We start from the raw sequence: 15,647 nt of genomic DNA, 5'->3' as shown, positions 1-15,647 counted from the left end.
AATTTGACTTAAACCGGGTGGTGACAGGCACCTGAAAGGAGCTTCTCCTCATGATCGAACTCTTGCTTACGATGCTTGAGCGACTTGGCATTATCGTTACAATTGCATTTGTGCTAACCCGCTTTCGCTTCTTCAGAGATATGATCTACAGCGATCAGCTTGCTCGTAAGCAACAGTATGTTGCGATTGGCTTCTTTGGTTTCTTCGGGATCATCGGAACGTATACAGGTTTAACATTTAGTACAGATTCACTCCAATTTAATTCCTGGCCGCTGGAAGTTTCTTCTGACGAAGCCATCGCGAATTCAAGAGTAATTGGGGTCGTTCTTGCTGGACTTCTTGGTGGAAAGAGGGTTGGCTTTGGTGCCGGACTTATCGCAGGGGTTCACCGCTATATGCTCGGTGGATTCACAGCATTTGCTTGTGGACTTGCCTCCATTATTGCTGGACTTATCGCGGGCTCTCTACATAAACGAAATCGTCATGTTAAACTTCGATCAGCCTTTATGATCGGTGCAGGTGCAGAAGCCGTTCAAATGCTCATTATTTTGATTCTTTCTAAACCGTTCCAAAATGCCCTGGCTCTAGTAGAAGTAATCGGAATCCCAATGATTCTCGCAAACGGGATTGGCTGTGCTCTCTTCCTTCTTATTATAAAAAATGTTGTAAACGAGGAAGAAAAAGCTGGTGCTCTTCAGGCACAGAAAACCCTTCGTATCGCGGATCAAACACTCGGGTATCTCAGACAGGGACTTTCCGAAGCTTCAGCTAATGAAGTTTGTCAGATTCTTCATCGTGAAATTGAAGGTAGTGCAGTCGCGATAACAGATCGTACACACATTTTAAGTCACGTTGGCCTTGCAAACGACCATCACCAATCCGGACATGAGATTCAAACAACCATTACGAAAGACGTCATTCATAATGGTGAGATTGTTGTAGCAAACGATCAGACCATTCACTGCGCCGAAAAAGACTGCCCGCTCGGAGCTGCCATCATTGCCCCGCTTAAACAGCGAGGGAAAACAATCGGCACGCTAAAATTTTACTTCCGATCGGAAAAAGAGATTACCCATATTATTACTGAGCTTGTGCTCGGTCTCAGCAATCTTCTTAGTAATCAGCTCGAAATCGCTGAAGCAGATAAAGCCTATCAGCTCGCAAAAGAAGCCGAAATCAAAGCATTACAAGCACAAATCAGTCCGCACTTTCTGTTTAATTCACTTAATACGATCATTTCGTTAATTCGAATTGAACCAGATAAAGCACGTAAATTACTCGTCTCCCTTTCACACTTCTTAAGACAGAATTTATCTGGAACTACGGCAAATATGACGTCGCTTAACCAGGAGTTAAAACATGTGAAAGCCTATCTGGAAGTGGAAGAAGCTCGTTTTGTAGACAGACTAACCGTTAAATATACAATTGATGAAAGTGTATTAACGGTTCAATTGCCTCCCCTGACGTTACAGCCGATTGTTGAGAATGCGATTAAACACGGTATCAAAAATAAGGAAAACGATTGTCTCGTTGAAATTACGATTGCTCAAAATCTAAACGGGGTTACTGTTTGTGTGACTGATAACGGTGAAGGGATTCCCCCTGATCGTTTAACAGAGCTCGGAAAAGCACACGTCGCGTCTGAGATTGGTACAGGACTCGGACTCTATAACGTAAATCGTCGCCTAACAATGCTATTTGGAAACGAAGCAAGCCTTTCCATTCATAGCGAGCCTTATAACGGTACAACCATTTGCTTTTTGATTCCACTAATGGAGGACGAATAGATGAACGAATTGAAATGTTTAATCGTGGATGATGAACGATACAGCCGCCAGGAACTCGTTCATTTACTCTCACATTGTAAGTCGATAAATGTCATTGGTGAAGCTGATTCAGGTGAAACAGCTGTGATCAAAGCACTTCAACTCCAACCAGATGTTGTGTTTCTTGATGTCGAGATGCCCAAAATGAATGGGATGGAAGCAGCAAAAGCCTTATTGGAACTAAAAAAACCACCGCACATTGTTTTTGCGACTGCTTATCCTGAATTTGCTGCAGAAGCTTTTCGATATGAAGCGGTTGACTATCTTCTGAAACCTTATGATGAAGAACAGCTTTATCAAACCGTACAGCGTCTAGAGAAGTTGATGCACGTATCTACTAAAGAAGATCTTCCACCAAAGAAAGGCAAGCTATCAGTTGAACTAGAAGGTGAGATTCATTACCTCGATCCCAATGATATCCTCTTTATTTTTCGCGATGAAAAAGTCTCACGGATCGTTGTGAAAAATGGCGAGTACGAAGTGAAGATGGCGCTAAAAGAACTTGAAAGCCGACTATCCTCCTTCTCATTTTTTAGAATTCATAAAGGATATCTTGTTAATCTTCACTACGTGACGCGCCTGACCCCCTGGTTTAATGGTGCTTATCAGCTTGAATTAGAAGGTGCTCGAGAAAAGCTTTCTGTAAGTCGTAATTATGTAAAAGCGCTTCGTACTGAACTTGAATTGTAATTCCGAGTGCATGTCAGTCTTTCATACAGACATCTCAATCCAACTTTCAGACATGTTAGAGCGGAATGAGTCCATTCCTCCCTCTCATCTCTTATACTTTATGTAAACGCATACATTGTACGGAAAGGGATGATTTCATGTATACATTTCTAGCAGGAATTGCACTTCTTATTATTGGTTATTTTACTTACGGAAAATTTGTTGAGAAAATTTTTGGCATTAAGGAAGCACGTCAAACCCCCGCCTATACGCATCAGGATGGCGTCGATTACCTTCCAATGAACACGAAGAAAAATTCTTTAATCCAATTATTGAACATTGCAGGGGTTGGTCCAATATTCGGCCCGATTCTTGGTGCACTCTACGGGCCAGTCGCTTTTCTCTGGATCGTATTTGGCTGTATTTTCGCAGGAGCTGTTCACGATTACCTTACAGGAATGATCTCCATTCGTAACAGGGGCGCTCACTTACCTGAACTTGCAGGAAAGTTTCTTGGAAAAGTGATGAAGCACGTTGTAAATGCATTCGCCGTTCTACTTCTCCTTCTAACAGGAACGGTGTTTGTCACAGCACCAGCTGGTCTATTGAATAACTTAATGAACGGCTGGGCAACAATGGGCCTTATTCTAGGAGCGATTTTTGTTTACTATATCCTAGCTACATTGCTACCGATTGATAAAATCATCGGTCGCTTCTATCCAATCTTTGGCGCCCTTCTTCTTATTAGTGCACTTGGTGTTGGTGCTGGACTTGTGTTCACCGGCGCACCGATTCCTGAAATTACGCTAAGTAACTTTCACCCTGACAATGCACCGGTCTTTCCATTGCTGTTCTTAACAATCTCTTGCGGCGCGCTTTCTGGGTTTCACGCCACACAAACGCCAATCATTTCACGCACAACGCAAAATGAAAAACAAGGTCGTAACATTTTCTACGGTATGATGATTGCAGAAGGTGTCATTGCGATGATTTGGGCGGCTGCCGCTATGAGCTTATTCAATGGCCCGGTTGGGTTAAATGAACTACTTGCAAATGGTGGTCCCGCTGCCATTGTAAGTGAAGCTTCTACGCTCATGCTCGGTGCAATCGGCGGAACGCTAGCCATTCTTGGTGTTATCGTCCTTCCAATTACGTCTGGCGATACAGCCTTCAGAAGTGCTCGTATGATTATTGCAGACTACTTTAATTACTCACAGCGTAAAGTAACAAATCGTCTCTGGATCGCACTACCGCTTTTCGTTGTTGCATTTGGGCTCACGAAAATTGATTTCACCCTTCTATGGAGATACTTCTCATGGGCAAACCAGTCTACAGCGATGATTGCCTTATGGGTTGGTGCAATGTACTTGTTTATTGCGAAGAAAAACTATTGGATTGCGATGATTCCAGCGATTTTCATCACGATGGCAACGACCACTTACATTCTAAATGCGCCAATTGGATTTCGCTTACCGATGAACGTCGCTTACATTGGGGCAACCATCATTACGATCGCTGTTATTGTAGCTTTCTTCTACTCGGCTCGTAAGCAACGTGCTGCCAACATTCCCCTCGAAATCGATATTTCAGGTTGGGATAAGGACAGCGTTGCATAAAGGATACGTTGAACAGAAAATCCCCCTTTGACGGATTGTAAAGGTGTGATGATATGGGCTGCTGTCATTCAAAATATAAAACGACTATTGATGAAGAAGAAGAACGAATCAACGAAAAGGGAAAAGAACAACTCCCCCTTTTCGGTAAACTCATTCTAAGTGGTTTGTTCTTAGGCGGAATCGCGTTAATCACCTATTTATAAATGAAAAAAGGCCGAAGATCATTTTCTTGATCTCCGGTCTTTTCATTTAGCTATTATGTTATAGGCATATAAGGTACTCGACTCGGATTGTATTGATCTAACCATTGATTTGATTCTTGAATCATCCATTCCCCAAACCCATTCAAAAAACGAGTTATTTCATCTGCAGATTTAGAAGGTACAATCGCATATGTTATGGCCTGCTTCATTTCTTGTTCTTTCTGTGAGTAATGAGCGCTAAATAACGCATACGCTGGATATAGATCTCTTGTATACATTGGCTTTTGTTCCATGACAAGCGCTAGTCCACTACGAACAATTATTTTCATAATCCATGTACAGCAATCCGCAATATCTTCCGCATCTTCATTGCCGAGCAGCTCTTTTTTCGCCTGATTAATATGTTTTCGCAGCTGAATGAGATGATCATTGGCAAGGGCTCGGTCTGGCTTAAAATTCGGAATATCATTTGTCACGTCGTTTCCGTATACACAGAGACTAGACGTTTTGAGCATAAATGGAATGATTGAAAAGCGCGTTAATTTTCCTAGCTTTTGATGTGAAAAAAAACTTACCTCACAACCACTCACCCATGGAAATTCATCTGTTAGTTTTTCATTTAGGAACTCAGCTGCTTTTTCATTATCTTGGTCCGTTAAAACTATGAAATCAAGATCCGATATACCCTCAATTCCATTCCCCTTTGGCACTGATCCCCTTAAGTAAATGCTGCTTATAGGGATTGCTAGAGTTAAAATTTCAACAGCACGTCTGATCGCATTTCGATAGTTTCGATCAATTTTCTCCCACGACGTATCGTTTACCAAATGGCCTTCATCATCCACTCTATAAAATGACCCCAGTGGTTTAATCGTGTCCATCCCGCACCTCCTCTATTGTATCTTTATCATAGCTACTTAATTTCTTTTATTAAAGTGTTGTTATTTTGCTTCAATTCCATTCCTGTCCAAACCTCCTCTATGTTTATTTCATAGAGTAATAATGTATCTAGCAAGTTCGGAGAGTTTCGTGACTCTTACACTAAACTAGAAATGAGGAATAACATGTCTTATCACGAGAAATTCAATAATAATGTTGGCAGATGTGTAGCCATTCGCTGCCACGATGGCACTACGCACTATGGATACATCGACCACTGTGATCGTGACAATGTCTACCTGCGCCCGATGGAGGGCGGCGGAAACGACGGTCCCGGCTTTGGTAGCTACTTTTTTTTCGGAGCGGCTCTCATTGCAGTCGGTCTTGCCTCCATCGCTGCTTATAGCTGGTCACCTTTCTTTTTCTGGTAAAAAACAAAACGCTCAAAATTTGAGCGTTTTTTACATAGATTTCTCATTTAATCATGTTTATTTTACCTTTTAAAATTAATTTTATATGTAAACCTTTTCATGTGATCTTTGTCACATATGAGCAATTAAATCCACGTTATATTATGTATGTGAAAGACATCACAAACAATAGATTGGTGGAATTGATATGAAAAACGAACGATATACAACGAGAGTCGCCGTCATTGGAACTGGATTTGTTGGAACAAGCTATGCTTTCGCCTTATTAAATCAAGAAGTTGTGAATGAAATGGTTCTCATTGACTTAAATAAAGAAAAAGCTGAAGGAGAAGCCAGAGATTTAAATCACGGGATGCCGTTTGGGTCAGCTATGAGAATTTGGGCAGGGGATTATGAAGACTGTCGAGATGCTGACATTGTCGTAATTACAGCTGGGGCAAATCAGAAGCCTGGGGAAACGAGACTTGATCTTGTTGAAAAGAATGTAAACATCTTCAGGGGAATTGTTACTACCGTTATGGAGAGTGGTTTTGACGGACTATTCATCGTAGCAACGAATCCAGTGGATATCCTCTCTTACGCTACATGGAAATTCTCTGGTCTACCGATGGAACGTGTTATTGGTTCTGGTACGATTCTTGATACCGCAAGACTCCGTTACTTAATCGGCGATCATTTCCACGTCGATTCTAGAAATGTACATGCTTATATCCTCGGCGAGCATGGCGATACGGAGCTTCCAGTTTGGAGTCACGCAACCATTAGTAGTCGGCCAGTAACGCAAATGCTATCAGAAGAAGAGCTGCCAGTACTTGAAGAGATTTTTATGAACGTCCGCGACGCAGCTTACCACATCATTAATCGGAAAGGCGCAACTTATTACGGTATTGCAATGGGACTTGTTCGTCTGACAAAGGCAATTCTAAGAAACGAACGCTCTATCCTAACGATTTCAACATTGATGCAAGGTGAATATGGTCTTGATGACATCTATATTGGCGCCCCTGCCATTATCGACAGAAACGGTATTCGAGAAATTGTGGAGCTTGACCTCACAGAGACAGAGATGAAGCAATTGCACCATTCTGCAAGGACGTTACGAGAAGCAATGAAACCCTGTTTTGAGACAGTGAAATGAAACCCTACTATAACGCTTAAGAGGTGATCTCCCATGGAAACATGGACACAAGTATATGATCCATTTACTAACATCTGGCTATCCGCTTTTATTGCTCTTATCCCGATTATCTTTTTCTTTCTTGCTCTTACCGCTTTTCGAATGAAAGGGCATATCGCTGCTACGGTTACAGTGATGCTCGCTATCGTGATTGCGATTCTCTTCTATGATATGCCGATCTCGATGGTTGCAGCCACAACTGGTTACGGATTTGCATTTGGCTTATGGCCAATTTCTTACATCGTTATTGGAGCGGTCTACCTTTATAAACTTTCTGTAAAAAGTGGGCAATTCGACATTATCAGGAGTTCCATTGTATCCATTACGGATGACAAACGAATTCAAATGTTGCTCGTCGCCTTTTCATTCAATGCGTTTCTTGAAGGCGCAGCTGGTTTTGGAGCACCGATTGCGATTACAGCAGCCCTTCTTGTCGGACTTGGATTCGAACCACTTAAAGCAGCTGGACTATGTTTAATCGCCAATACAGCTAGCGGTGCTTTTGGCGCAATGGGCATCCCCGTCATTGTTGCTGGTCAAGTAAGTGGACTCGCTCCAATGGAAATTGGGCAATTTCTCGGCACGTCTCTTCCCTTTATCTCTTTCACAATTCCATTCCTACTCGTCGTCATTATGGATGGTATGAAAGGCTTGAAAGAAGTATGGCCAGCAGCTCTCGTTGCCGGTAGCACATATGCCATTACTCAATGGGCTACAGTCACATTTATTGGACCTGAACTCCCTAACATTACTTCTTCCATCGTTAGTTTAGTAGCCGTAGCTGTATTCGTGAAAATATGGCATCCCAAAATGCAACAAACTCATGGAATTAACCCTGAAGTGGAGGCACAACTGGCTGTTTCTCTTGACCCTGAAGCTCAGCTAACAGCAGGTAGAATTTTAAAAGCATGGTCTCCATTCATTGCGTTAACAGGAATGGTCACAATCTGGAGTTTAAAACCTTTCAAAAATTTATTTGTAGAAGGCGGATTACTTGAAGCAACGATTCTTCAAATTCCTGTACCTGGACTCCATAATCTCGTTATTAAAACAGCACCAATTGTAAGTGAACCTACACCATATGGGGCGATGTTGAAACTTGATCTTCTTTCAGCAACAGGAACAGCCATTTTCATCGCTGCGATCCTATCTATTTTTATTCTTAGAATGAGTCCTAAAGCGGCGCTAGAAGCTTTTGTTGAAACGGTAAAAGAACTTCAAAAGCCCGTTCTTACAATTATGATGGTGCTAGGATTCGCCTTCATTGCAAATTATAGTGGAATGAGCTCTACATTAGGTCTAGCCCTTGCTGCAACAGGTGGCGTCTTCCCATTCCTCTCTCCACTGCTTGGATGGATTGGCGTATTCTTAACAGGTTCTGTTACATCTAACAACGCACTATTCGGGAATCTACAACAGATTACCGCTCAACAAATCGCTGTTCTTCCGATGGTGCTCGTTGCTGCGAATACAGCAGGTGGCGTGATGGCAAAAATGCTATCTCCACAGTCTATCGCCGTTGCAACAGGTGCGGTTGGTCTTGTAGGACGCGAAGGAGATCTCTTCCGTTTCACTCTCAAATATAGCTTCGTCTTTTTACTCATCACAGGGGGCATCACCTTTGCTCAAGCCCTTTTCATAAGTTAACGCGTTACTTAGGGGTCAGGCAGCTGGCTCCTATTTTTATGATTAATTCTATATAGACGCTGATTCTCAATACATGTCCACACCATTCACTCAGTTTGTCCATATACTGCTATCAGAAGACGGCTTTTGAGGAGTGAAATAGATGGGTTGTTTTATTAGAGGGCCAGTGATCATTACGAACAACAGCGGAACGGTAGTTCAGTGTGCGCACACGATCTCTCCAATCTCCGTAAGTAATACGGTTAGCGGATCCGGTGGAGGCAATACGGGATCATTTATGATTGTAAATAATTTTTATAGCGTTGCAAGAGGCATAAAGCTAGGTAACTAGGCATCATTATTCTTTTTTCGCAGTAAAGCCAATCGTTTATTGATTGGCTTTTTAAGTGCAACATCTGATGAAAGTGTCACGTGATATGCGATAATGAAGGGGCATGTCATTTCGATCAGAGAGGTGGTTAACAACGTGGAAAAGATATTCTATGGTGAAAACGAAAATCAATTTGGTGAATTGCGTCTTCCGAAAGGAGATGGCCCTTTTCCGATTGCCGTTGTCATTCACGGGGGCTTTTGGAGAAAACAATTTACACTCGAGATCATGAGAGAAGTAGTGGAAGATTTAACAGCAAGTGGATTTGCCACATGGAATATTGAATACCGTCGAACTGGGCAACAAGGTGGCGGCTATCCTGGAACATTTACTGATGCAGCACAAGCAACAGACTACATAAGGACGCTTGCTGATTCTTACCCTCTTAACCTTGATAAGGTTGTTACAATTGGGCATTCAGCTGGAGGTCATCTAGCAACATGGCTTGCTGCGCGAGGTCGCATTGACGAGAGTAGTGAATTATATATCAAGAAACCTCTTCCTCTTCATGGAGTGGTTAGTCTAGCAGGGGTGAACGATCTCGAAATGATGTATGGCGTTCACAACTATAGAGATCAAGCTCTTTCTCTTGCCCCCAACAATCCAACGGCTGAACTGATAGGGGGTTCACCAGAGCACTATCCAGATCGGTACAAAAACGCATCACCAGTAGAACTTCTTCCTCTTGGCGTTCAGCAAATTCTCGTTCACGGTGCATTAGATATTAACGTACCAATCGGCATTAGCGACTACTATCAGCGGGAAGCTGAAGGTGAAGGTGATTTTGTAAAACTGATTGAGCTTCCTTCAGCGGAACACTTCATATTAATCGACACAACATCTTTTGCATGGGAAACAATCAAAGAAGAAATACAGTTATTGGTTGAACACTAACCTGTAAAACCCCTGCGCGCTCTGTACAGAGCGCGCAGGGGTTTTGTGTTTTATACCGACTCTTTCGTTTCAATCGGTTTGCCAAGGACATTTTGATTGTAATTCTTGCCCCACTCATACATGGAGTCGAGTATTGGCATTAATGTTTCACCTTGCTCTGTAAGGGAATACTCTACCTTCGGAGGGACAACTGGGTACACTTCTCGATGAACAATTTGGTCATCTTCTAATTCTCTTAGCTGATTTACTAGCATACGCTGTGTAATTCCCGGCATAAGGGACTTTAATTCACCAAATCGTTTTGTACCCTGCTTGCCTAAATGCCATAAAATCAGCATTTTCCACTTGCCTCCGATAACCGCAAGCGTTAATTCTTTTTCACAATAGAATGTTTTATCCTGGGTGCGTGACACGAAATCACCTCCGTATAAGCCCATTATAACTCATAGTATACTTTTTGACACTATGTAAGTTTAATGTGCGTACTTACATGATGTGATAGTAAGCAGTATACTTGCTACTACACCATCAGATCGATTATATTGGTGTCGGATAAGAGAGAGAAAGAAAAAATATGGATTGGGAGTGAACGTATTATGAAATTACAGCTAGCATTAGACTTGGTAAACACAGAAGAAGGAATTGAACTAGTGAAAGAGGTTCAGGAGCACATTGATATCGTTGAAATCGGTACGCCGATCGTTATCAACGAAGGTCTTCGCGCTGTTAAAGAAATGAAAGCCGCATTCCCTAACCTTGAAGTTCTTGCAGACCTTAAAATTATGGATGCTGCAGGTTATGAAGTGATGAAAGCCTCTGAATCAAATGCAGATATCATTACAATTCTTGGTGCCGCTGAAGATGAATCAATCAAAGGTGCTGTTGAAGAAGCGAAGAAACAAGGGAAAGAAATCCTTGTAGATATGATGGCAGTGAAAGACCTTGCAACTCGTGCGAAAGAAGTAGATGCACTAGGTGTTGACTATATTTGTGTTCACACTGGTTATGACCTTCAAGCAAAAGGCCAGAATTCTTTCGAAGACCTTGAAACAATCAAAGGCGTTGTGAAGAATGCCAAAACCGCTATCGCTGGTGGGATTAAGCTTGATTCTCTTGAAGAAGTTGTAAAAGTACAACCAGACCTTGTCATCGTAGGTGGCGGTATTACTGGTGAAGACGATAAAAAAGCCGTTGCATCAAAAATGCAAAAGCTTATTAAAGGATAATACTACTATGCAGACTACTCACTATTTAGCTGAAATTATTGATGAGCTAAATCGTTCAGTAGATCTCATTGCTGACGAAGAAGCTGAACAGCTCGCCAATGAAATACTAGCAGCCAAGAAAGTATTCGTTGCTGGCGGTGGTCGCTCTGGCTTCATGGCAAAGTCCTTTGCCATGCGCATGATGCATATGGGCATCGATGCTTACGTTGTTGGCGAAACAGTCACACCAACCTTTGAAGAAGGTGATCTAATCATCATTGGATCAGGTTCTGGTGAAACCAAGCAGCTCGTCTCTATTGCGAAGAAAGCTGCGAACATTGGTGGAAAAATTGCGGCTGTTACAATTAATCCCAACTCTACAATTGGTGAATTAGCAGATATTATCGTAACACTACCAGGCTCTCCCAAAGATCAGTCTGGTAACTACGAAACCATTCAACCAATGGGATCGTTATTCGAACAAACCCTTTTGCTTTTCTATGATGCAATTATTTTGCGATTCATGGAGAAGAAAGGTTTAGATACGAATAAAATGTATGGGAAACATGCGAATTTAGAGTAGCATTTCTTAAGTCCTCCAAGCCTCACTATAGAGGTTTGAGGGGCTTTTTTTGTGATATTTCTAAGTGGACACAAGTTTTTAGAACGGTTTTTCCTAATATCCCCAACAAACCCATGACATTTATCATGGTTATGTCCTGACGTTTGTGTCTTCCACCATGACACTCTATCCTCTATCATTAGGCTTAACGTTATTTCAACTATGCCTAAAAAAGGGGTAACCATATGAATGAACAAAAACAAAAACAAAAAGAATTGAAAAAAAGTGTATCAACTTTCGCAAAGCCCGACACGGTCGTAGGGGTACGACAGCTCTTGAACACCCTTCTTCCATTCTTATTGCTATGGTTTCTCGCTTACCAGAGCTTAAGCGTTTCTACCTGGCTAGCCGTTCCACTTGCGATGATTGCAGGAGGATTTGTTGTTCGAATCTTTATCATTTTTCACGACTGTACGCACGGTTCCTTCTTCAAAAGTCAAAAAGCAAACCGGATTGTTGGGACAATCTCTGGCATCATCACACTCTTTCCTTTTGAAAAATGGAAACGTGAGCATAACATCCACCATGCAACGAGCGGTAACTTAGATAAGCGCGGAACAGGTGACATCTGGGTGATGACGGTTGAAGAGTATGCCCAAGCTTCATTTTGGGGTAGACTTGCTTATCGTCTCTACCGTAACCCGATTGTGATGTTTGGTCTTGGTCCAATTTACTTGTTCCTTATCGCTAATCGTTTCAATCGTAAAGATGCGAAACGTAAAGAACGTATGAGCACATATATTACAAATGCATCCATTGTAGCGATTTATTCTCTTTTGATTCTCGCGATTGGATGGGAAGCGTTTTTAATTATTCAGCTACCAATCCTTTACGTAGCAGGCTCACTTGGAATTTGGTTGTTCTACGTACAGCACCAATTTGAGGACTCTTATTATGAAGATGAAACAGAATGGGATTTTGTAAAAGCTGCGGTTGATGGTAGTTCTTATTACAAGCTTCCAAAAATCCTTCAATGGGTATCCGGAAGCATCGGGTATCACCATGTACATCACTTAAGCCCAAGAGTACCTAACTATCATCTTGAGAAAGCGCATGAATCTACGCCACCATTGCATAAGGCGACGACAATTACGTTGTTATCAAGTCTTGAATCAATTCGATTCCGTCTCTATGATACAAAAAACAAAACATTTGTTACCTTTAAAGAAGTTAAACCACTTCTTAAAAACCCTGGCAAACTTGCAATGATGAATGCTAAAAGACCAAGCTTCCAGGAAAAATAACATTACTGAAAAACCCATTCATCTTGGATGGGTTTTTCAATATCTTTAAAGGGATTATACTAATGGTAGATAAGTGACATACGCATACAGATGGTATATCCTGTAACCATAGCGTTTCGAAAGGAGATCCCCATGCAAAGCTGGTATCACATCATTCCTAAGAACACCGGGATCAGTTCTTATGTTTGGATTATTTTTTGTTTGCTTCCCTTCTTTTTTATTTTCAGATCATCATCGGTTATTGAAATTACAATCGGTATTTTTGTCATACTTTTATTTTTCTTATCCTACCGTCTCTCTTTCATCTCTAATAGTAAATTGGTTTATTTATGGGTCAGTATTGAAATGGCGATTAGCATCGTAATGACAATTTTATTTGGGTACGTGTACTTCGCTCTATTTTTAGCGTTTTTCATTGGTAGCATTGAGAATAAAGCTGGTTTTCTCTCACTCTATATTGTTCATTTAACAACAACGATTGCAGCAACAGTCATTATTTTCTTTACACATGATGATACCTTGCTTCCACAGCTTCCGTTTATCTTCATCTGTGTGCTAGGCGTTGCTCTCCTTCCATTCACAATTCGGTACCGTAATAAGCAGCACCACCTCGAACAACAATTACAAAGCGCCAATGAGAAGATTTCACAATTAATGGTGATTGAAGAAAGAGAACGAATCGCACGTGATTTACATGATACACTTGGTCAAAAGCTTTCGATGATCGGTTTAAAAAGCGATTTAGCTCGAAAATTAATCCCAGTAAAACCTGATGCAGCTATTAATGAAATTCATGACATAAGACAGACTGCAAGAACCGCATTGAAAGAAGTTCGCGAAATGGTTTCAAATATGCGCGGAGCCAGGTTAGAGGATGAATTGATTCGCGTGCAACAAATCCTACAAGCGGCGGAAATGGAGTTTCGTCTTGAAGGGAATCCACAGCTCGAAAACACGCCATTGCTTGCCGAAAATGTTTTAAGTATGTGTCTGAAAGAAGCCGTAACAAATATCGTTAAACATAGCCAAGCTTCATGGTGCAGGGTTCTCGTGAAGCAATCCCAAACCGAAGTCCTGATCCAAGTTGAGGATAATGGTATTGGCATCCCCGAAGGAACGACGTCATTTCAAGGGCACGGACTTCAGGGGATGAGAGAACGATTAGAGTTCGTAAACGGAACTCTTGAATTTCACTCTTCACAAGGAACAACCTTAAACATTCGAGTACCAAATGTGATTCAACAAAATGAACAGGAGGGATCGGTGTGATACGCATCGTACTTGCAGAAGACCAACGTATGCTCCTTGGAGCGCTTGGCTCTCTACTCGATCTAGAAGAAGGAATGGAAGTCGTCGGCCAGGCAACAAATGGTGAAGAAGCGATCTCTTTAGTGAAAGAATTAAAGCCCGATATATGTATTATGGACATTGAAATGCCACTGAAAAGCGGACTCGATGCTGCGGAAGAATTAAGTAGTGTATCGTGCAAAATCATTATTCTTACCACTTTTGCACGCGCCGGTTATTTTGAAAGAGCACGTAAAGCTGGGGTTAGTGGGTATTTATTAAAAGATAGTCCAAGTGATGAATTAGCTAGCTCGATTCGTAAAATCATAGAAGGTCAGCGAATTTTTGCTCCAGAGCTAGTCGATCTCGCTTTTGGGAATGAAAACCCACTAACGGAACGCGAAAAGCAGGTAATCCAGCTGATGGCTGATGGTAAAAACACGAAAGATATCTCAAGTGAACTTTATATTACTCCAGGTACCGTTCGTAATTATATTTCCGTCATTCTCGATAAATTAGAAGTCACAAACCGAATCGAAGCGATTTCACGTTTTAAAGAAAAAGGCTGGTTCAAATAATGAACCAGCCTTTTTAAAAATACTTTTTTATACTCGCTTCGAACTCTCGTCTAACACGATTCGCTTGTCCTTCACGATGACGCACAAGAGCAAGGAACACATTTTCTTGCTCCCCTTCCTCAATCTCTACCATAACAATGTCACGCTCTCTTATATGCCTGTTCCCAAACGAATAGTCAATTCCAAGGGTTACTGCAATCCCTCTCTTAACAGCATTTTTTATTGCATCTGTATTGTTTGTAGTAAACAAAATATCAGGCGAACCAAATTGCGATAACGTTTCTGCCACAAATTGTTCGATATAAGCATCATCGTAAAGAACGAGCGTCTCATGAATAAGATCCTCTGGTTTAATCGTCTTTTTGCTAGCTAGAGGTGATTCCTTTCTTACCCCTACGACCATTTTTCCATCCCTTACTTTTTCAAAAGAAAGCATGTTATGTTTTTGAATAAGCCGCTCCGATATTAAAATAAGCCCTAAATCCAACTGCTTTTGATACAGTTCTTCAATTATTTTTACCGGTCCATTCTCATAGATCTCTAGTTTCACATTGGGATACGCTCTTTTAAAACGTGAAACAACGTCAACTAACAAATGAATCGGTCCTGGAATCGTAGCGATCTTTAATTCACCACTCAACATATCTAGTTGACGGTTTACTTCTTCTCTTACTTCTTCCATCTTTGTTATGACTTCTCTCGCCTTCGATACAATTTGCTCGCCTTGGGAAGTTAGAGCCGCGCCTGCTCGATTACGCACAAATATTTTCAAACCTATTTCGTTCTCTAACTTACTTATTGATTGGCTGATAGCCGATAAGCTGATGTGTAGTTCTTCCGCAGCCTTCGATAGTGATCCCGTGTTTGCCACTGTAACGATATACGCCATTTGTTCGATATTCATTCTACACACTTCCTTAAGCAATGCTTAATTAAGTATAACGATATTTAAATATTTATTAAACATGAACGATGATAAACTAAAGCCGTGAAATACTT

The 15,647-nt window shown here is 41.4% G+C and carries 17 protein-coding genes; 14 read left to right on the top strand and 3 right to left on the bottom strand.

The window, feature by feature from the left end; all coding sequences use genetic code 11:
* The first annotated feature begins 50 nt into the window (after window positions 1-50).
* The 4 genes from ATG70_RS19960 (at window position 51) to ATG70_RS22630 (ending at window position 4,314) form a co-directional block, all read left to right on the top strand.
* The gene (locus ATG70_RS19960; protein ID WP_098446187.1) at window positions 51-1,787 is read left to right on the top strand and encodes a sensor histidine kinase; all 1,737 of its coding nucleotides are present in this window, start codon (window positions 51-53) and stop codon (window positions 1,785-1,787) included.
* Complete coding sequence (locus tag ATG70_RS19955) at window positions 1,788-2,516, top strand: LytR/AlgR family response regulator transcription factor (RefSeq protein ID WP_098446186.1); 729 nt, start codon at window positions 1,788-1,790, stop codon at window positions 2,514-2,516. It abuts the gene before it with no gap.
* Window positions 2,517-2,653: 137 nt separating this feature from the next.
* Window positions 2,654-4,111 carry a carbon starvation CstA family protein gene (locus tag ATG70_RS19950; RefSeq protein WP_098446184.1) on the top strand — a complete coding sequence of 486 codons (1,458 nt, stop codon included), beginning with the start codon at window positions 2,654-2,656 and terminating at the stop codon, window positions 4,109-4,111.
* 53 nt (window positions 4,112-4,164) lie between these two features.
* Complete coding sequence (locus ATG70_RS22630) at window positions 4,165-4,314, top strand: hypothetical protein (RefSeq protein WP_179886352.1); 150 nt, start codon at window positions 4,165-4,167, stop codon at window positions 4,312-4,314.
* 53 nt (window positions 4,315-4,367) lie between these two features.
* On the opposite strand, the gene ATG70_RS19945 is transcribed toward ATG70_RS22630, so the two are convergent.
* Window positions 4,368-5,195, bottom strand: a complete 828-nt coding sequence (locus ATG70_RS19945; RefSeq protein ID WP_098446182.1) for a nucleotidyltransferase — start codon at window positions 5,193-5,195, stop codon at window positions 4,368-4,370.
* Window positions 5,196-5,378: 183 nt separating this feature from the next.
* Here ATG70_RS19945 and ATG70_RS19940 point away from each other — a divergent pair, with 183 nt between their 5' ends.
* From ATG70_RS19940 to ATG70_RS19920, 5 genes are all read left to right on the top strand, one after another.
* Window positions 5,379-5,624, top strand: coding sequence for a hypothetical protein (locus tag ATG70_RS19940; protein ID WP_098446179.1), 246 nt, complete (start codon window positions 5,379-5,381; stop codon window positions 5,622-5,624).
* 187 nt (window positions 5,625-5,811) lie between these two features.
* Window positions 5,812-6,762 carry an L-lactate dehydrogenase gene (locus ATG70_RS19935; protein ID WP_098446178.1) on the top strand — a complete coding sequence of 317 codons (951 nt, stop codon included), beginning with the start codon at window positions 5,812-5,814 and terminating at the stop codon, window positions 6,760-6,762.
* A gap of 33 nt (window positions 6,763-6,795) precedes the next feature.
* On the top strand, window positions 6,796-8,448 hold the full coding sequence (locus tag ATG70_RS19930) for a lactate permease LctP family transporter (RefSeq protein WP_098446177.1): 1,653 nt from the start codon (window positions 6,796-6,798) through the stop codon (window positions 8,446-8,448).
* 142 nt (window positions 8,449-8,590) lie between these two features.
* On the top strand, window positions 8,591-8,779 hold the full coding sequence (locus ATG70_RS19925) for a hypothetical protein (RefSeq protein ID WP_098446175.1): 189 nt from the start codon (window positions 8,591-8,593) through the stop codon (window positions 8,777-8,779).
* A 135-nt stretch (window positions 8,780-8,914) separates the two neighbouring features.
* The gene (locus tag ATG70_RS19920; protein WP_218925502.1) at window positions 8,915-9,712 is read left to right on the top strand and encodes an alpha/beta hydrolase family protein; all 798 of its coding nucleotides are present in this window, start codon (window positions 8,915-8,917) and stop codon (window positions 9,710-9,712) included.
* A 50-nt stretch (window positions 9,713-9,762) separates the two neighbouring features.
* Here ATG70_RS19920 and ATG70_RS19915 read toward each other — a convergent pair whose 3' ends face one another.
* Window positions 9,763-10,125: a winged helix-turn-helix transcriptional regulator gene (locus ATG70_RS19915; protein ID WP_098446173.1), complete on the bottom strand. Its 363-nt coding sequence runs from the start codon at window positions 10,123-10,125 to the stop codon at window positions 9,763-9,765.
* Window positions 10,126-10,308: 183 nt separating this feature from the next.
* On the opposite strand from ATG70_RS19915, the gene hxlA reads away from it, so the two are divergent.
* The 5 genes from hxlA (at window position 10,309) to ATG70_RS19890 (ending at window position 14,648) form a co-directional block, all read left to right on the top strand.
* On the top strand, window positions 10,309-10,938 hold the full coding sequence (gene hxlA, locus ATG70_RS19910) for a 3-hexulose-6-phosphate synthase (RefSeq protein ID WP_098446171.1): 630 nt from the start codon (window positions 10,309-10,311) through the stop codon (window positions 10,936-10,938).
* Window positions 10,939-10,945: 7 nt separating this feature from the next.
* The gene (gene hxlB, locus ATG70_RS19905; protein WP_098446170.1) at window positions 10,946-11,500 is read left to right on the top strand and encodes a 6-phospho-3-hexuloisomerase; all 555 of its coding nucleotides are present in this window, start codon (window positions 10,946-10,948) and stop codon (window positions 11,498-11,500) included.
* A gap of 224 nt (window positions 11,501-11,724) precedes the next feature.
* Window positions 11,725-12,783, top strand: a complete 1,059-nt coding sequence (locus tag ATG70_RS19900; protein WP_098446168.1) for a fatty acid desaturase — start codon at window positions 11,725-11,727, stop codon at window positions 12,781-12,783.
* A 132-nt stretch (window positions 12,784-12,915) separates the two neighbouring features.
* Window positions 12,916-14,052: a sensor histidine kinase gene (locus ATG70_RS19895; RefSeq protein WP_098446167.1), complete on the top strand. Its 1,137-nt coding sequence runs from the start codon at window positions 12,916-12,918 to the stop codon at window positions 14,050-14,052.
* Complete coding sequence (locus ATG70_RS19890) at window positions 14,049-14,648, top strand: response regulator transcription factor (protein ID WP_098446165.1); 600 nt, start codon at window positions 14,049-14,051, stop codon at window positions 14,646-14,648. Before ATG70_RS19895 ends, ATG70_RS19890 begins: the two co-directional genes overlap by 4 nt.
* A gap of 13 nt (window positions 14,649-14,661) precedes the next feature.
* Here ATG70_RS19890 and ATG70_RS19885 read toward each other — a convergent pair whose 3' ends face one another.
* Window positions 14,662-15,552: a LysR family transcriptional regulator gene (locus ATG70_RS19885; RefSeq protein ID WP_098446164.1), complete on the bottom strand. Its 891-nt coding sequence runs from the start codon at window positions 15,550-15,552 to the stop codon at window positions 14,662-14,664.
* Window positions 15,553-15,647: the final 95 nt, after the last annotated feature.

It is taken from the genome of Bacillus sp. es.036 (assembly GCF_002563635.1).
Taxonomy (GTDB): Bacteria; Bacillota; Bacilli; order Bacillales; family Guptibacillaceae; genus Guptibacillus.
Note: the sequence above shows the minus strand (reverse complement) of the source record. Positions and strands in the feature narration are given on the sequence as shown.

Bases quoted from the DNA above. Each gene is read 5' to 3' on its own strand.
- ATG70_RS19950 (WP_098446184.1), top strand. From the start codon at position 2,654: ATGTATACATTTCTAGCAGGAATTGCACTTCTTATTATTGGTTATTTT.
- hxlA (WP_098446171.1), top strand. From the start codon at position 10,309: ATGAAATTACAGCTAGCATTAGACTTGGTAAACACAGAAGAAGGAATT.
- ATG70_RS19955 (WP_098446186.1), top strand. From the start codon at position 1,788: ATGAACGAATTGAAATGTTTAATCGTGGATGATGAACGATACAGCCGC.
- ATG70_RS19945 (WP_098446182.1), bottom strand. From the start codon at position 5,195: ATGGACACGATTAAACCACTGGGGTCATTTTATAGAGTGGATGATGAA.
- ATG70_RS19895 (WP_098446167.1), top strand. From the start codon at position 12,916: ATGCAAAGCTGGTATCACATCATTCCTAAGAACACCGGGATCAGTTCT.
- ATG70_RS19960 (WP_098446187.1), top strand. From the start codon at position 51: ATGATCGAACTCTTGCTTACGATGCTTGAGCGACTTGGCATTATCGTT.
- ATG70_RS19940 (WP_098446179.1), top strand. From the start codon at position 5,379: ATGTCTTATCACGAGAAATTCAATAATAATGTTGGCAGATGTGTAGCC.
- ATG70_RS19925 (WP_098446175.1), top strand. From the start codon at position 8,591: ATGGGTTGTTTTATTAGAGGGCCAGTGATCATTACGAACAACAGCGGA.
- ATG70_RS19930 (WP_098446177.1), top strand. From the start codon at position 6,796: ATGGAAACATGGACACAAGTATATGATCCATTTACTAACATCTGGCTA.
- ATG70_RS19935 (WP_098446178.1), top strand. From the start codon at position 5,812: ATGAAAAACGAACGATATACAACGAGAGTCGCCGTCATTGGAACTGGA.
- hxlB (WP_098446170.1), top strand. From the start codon at position 10,946: ATGCAGACTACTCACTATTTAGCTGAAATTATTGATGAGCTAAATCGT.
- ATG70_RS22630 (WP_179886352.1), top strand. From the start codon at position 4,165: ATGGGCTGCTGTCATTCAAAATATAAAACGACTATTGATGAAGAAGAA.
- ATG70_RS19885 (WP_098446164.1), bottom strand. From the start codon at position 15,552: ATGAATATCGAACAAATGGCGTATATCGTTACAGTGGCAAACACGGGA.
- ATG70_RS19900 (WP_098446168.1), top strand. From the start codon at position 11,725: ATGAATGAACAAAAACAAAAACAAAAAGAATTGAAAAAAAGTGTATCA.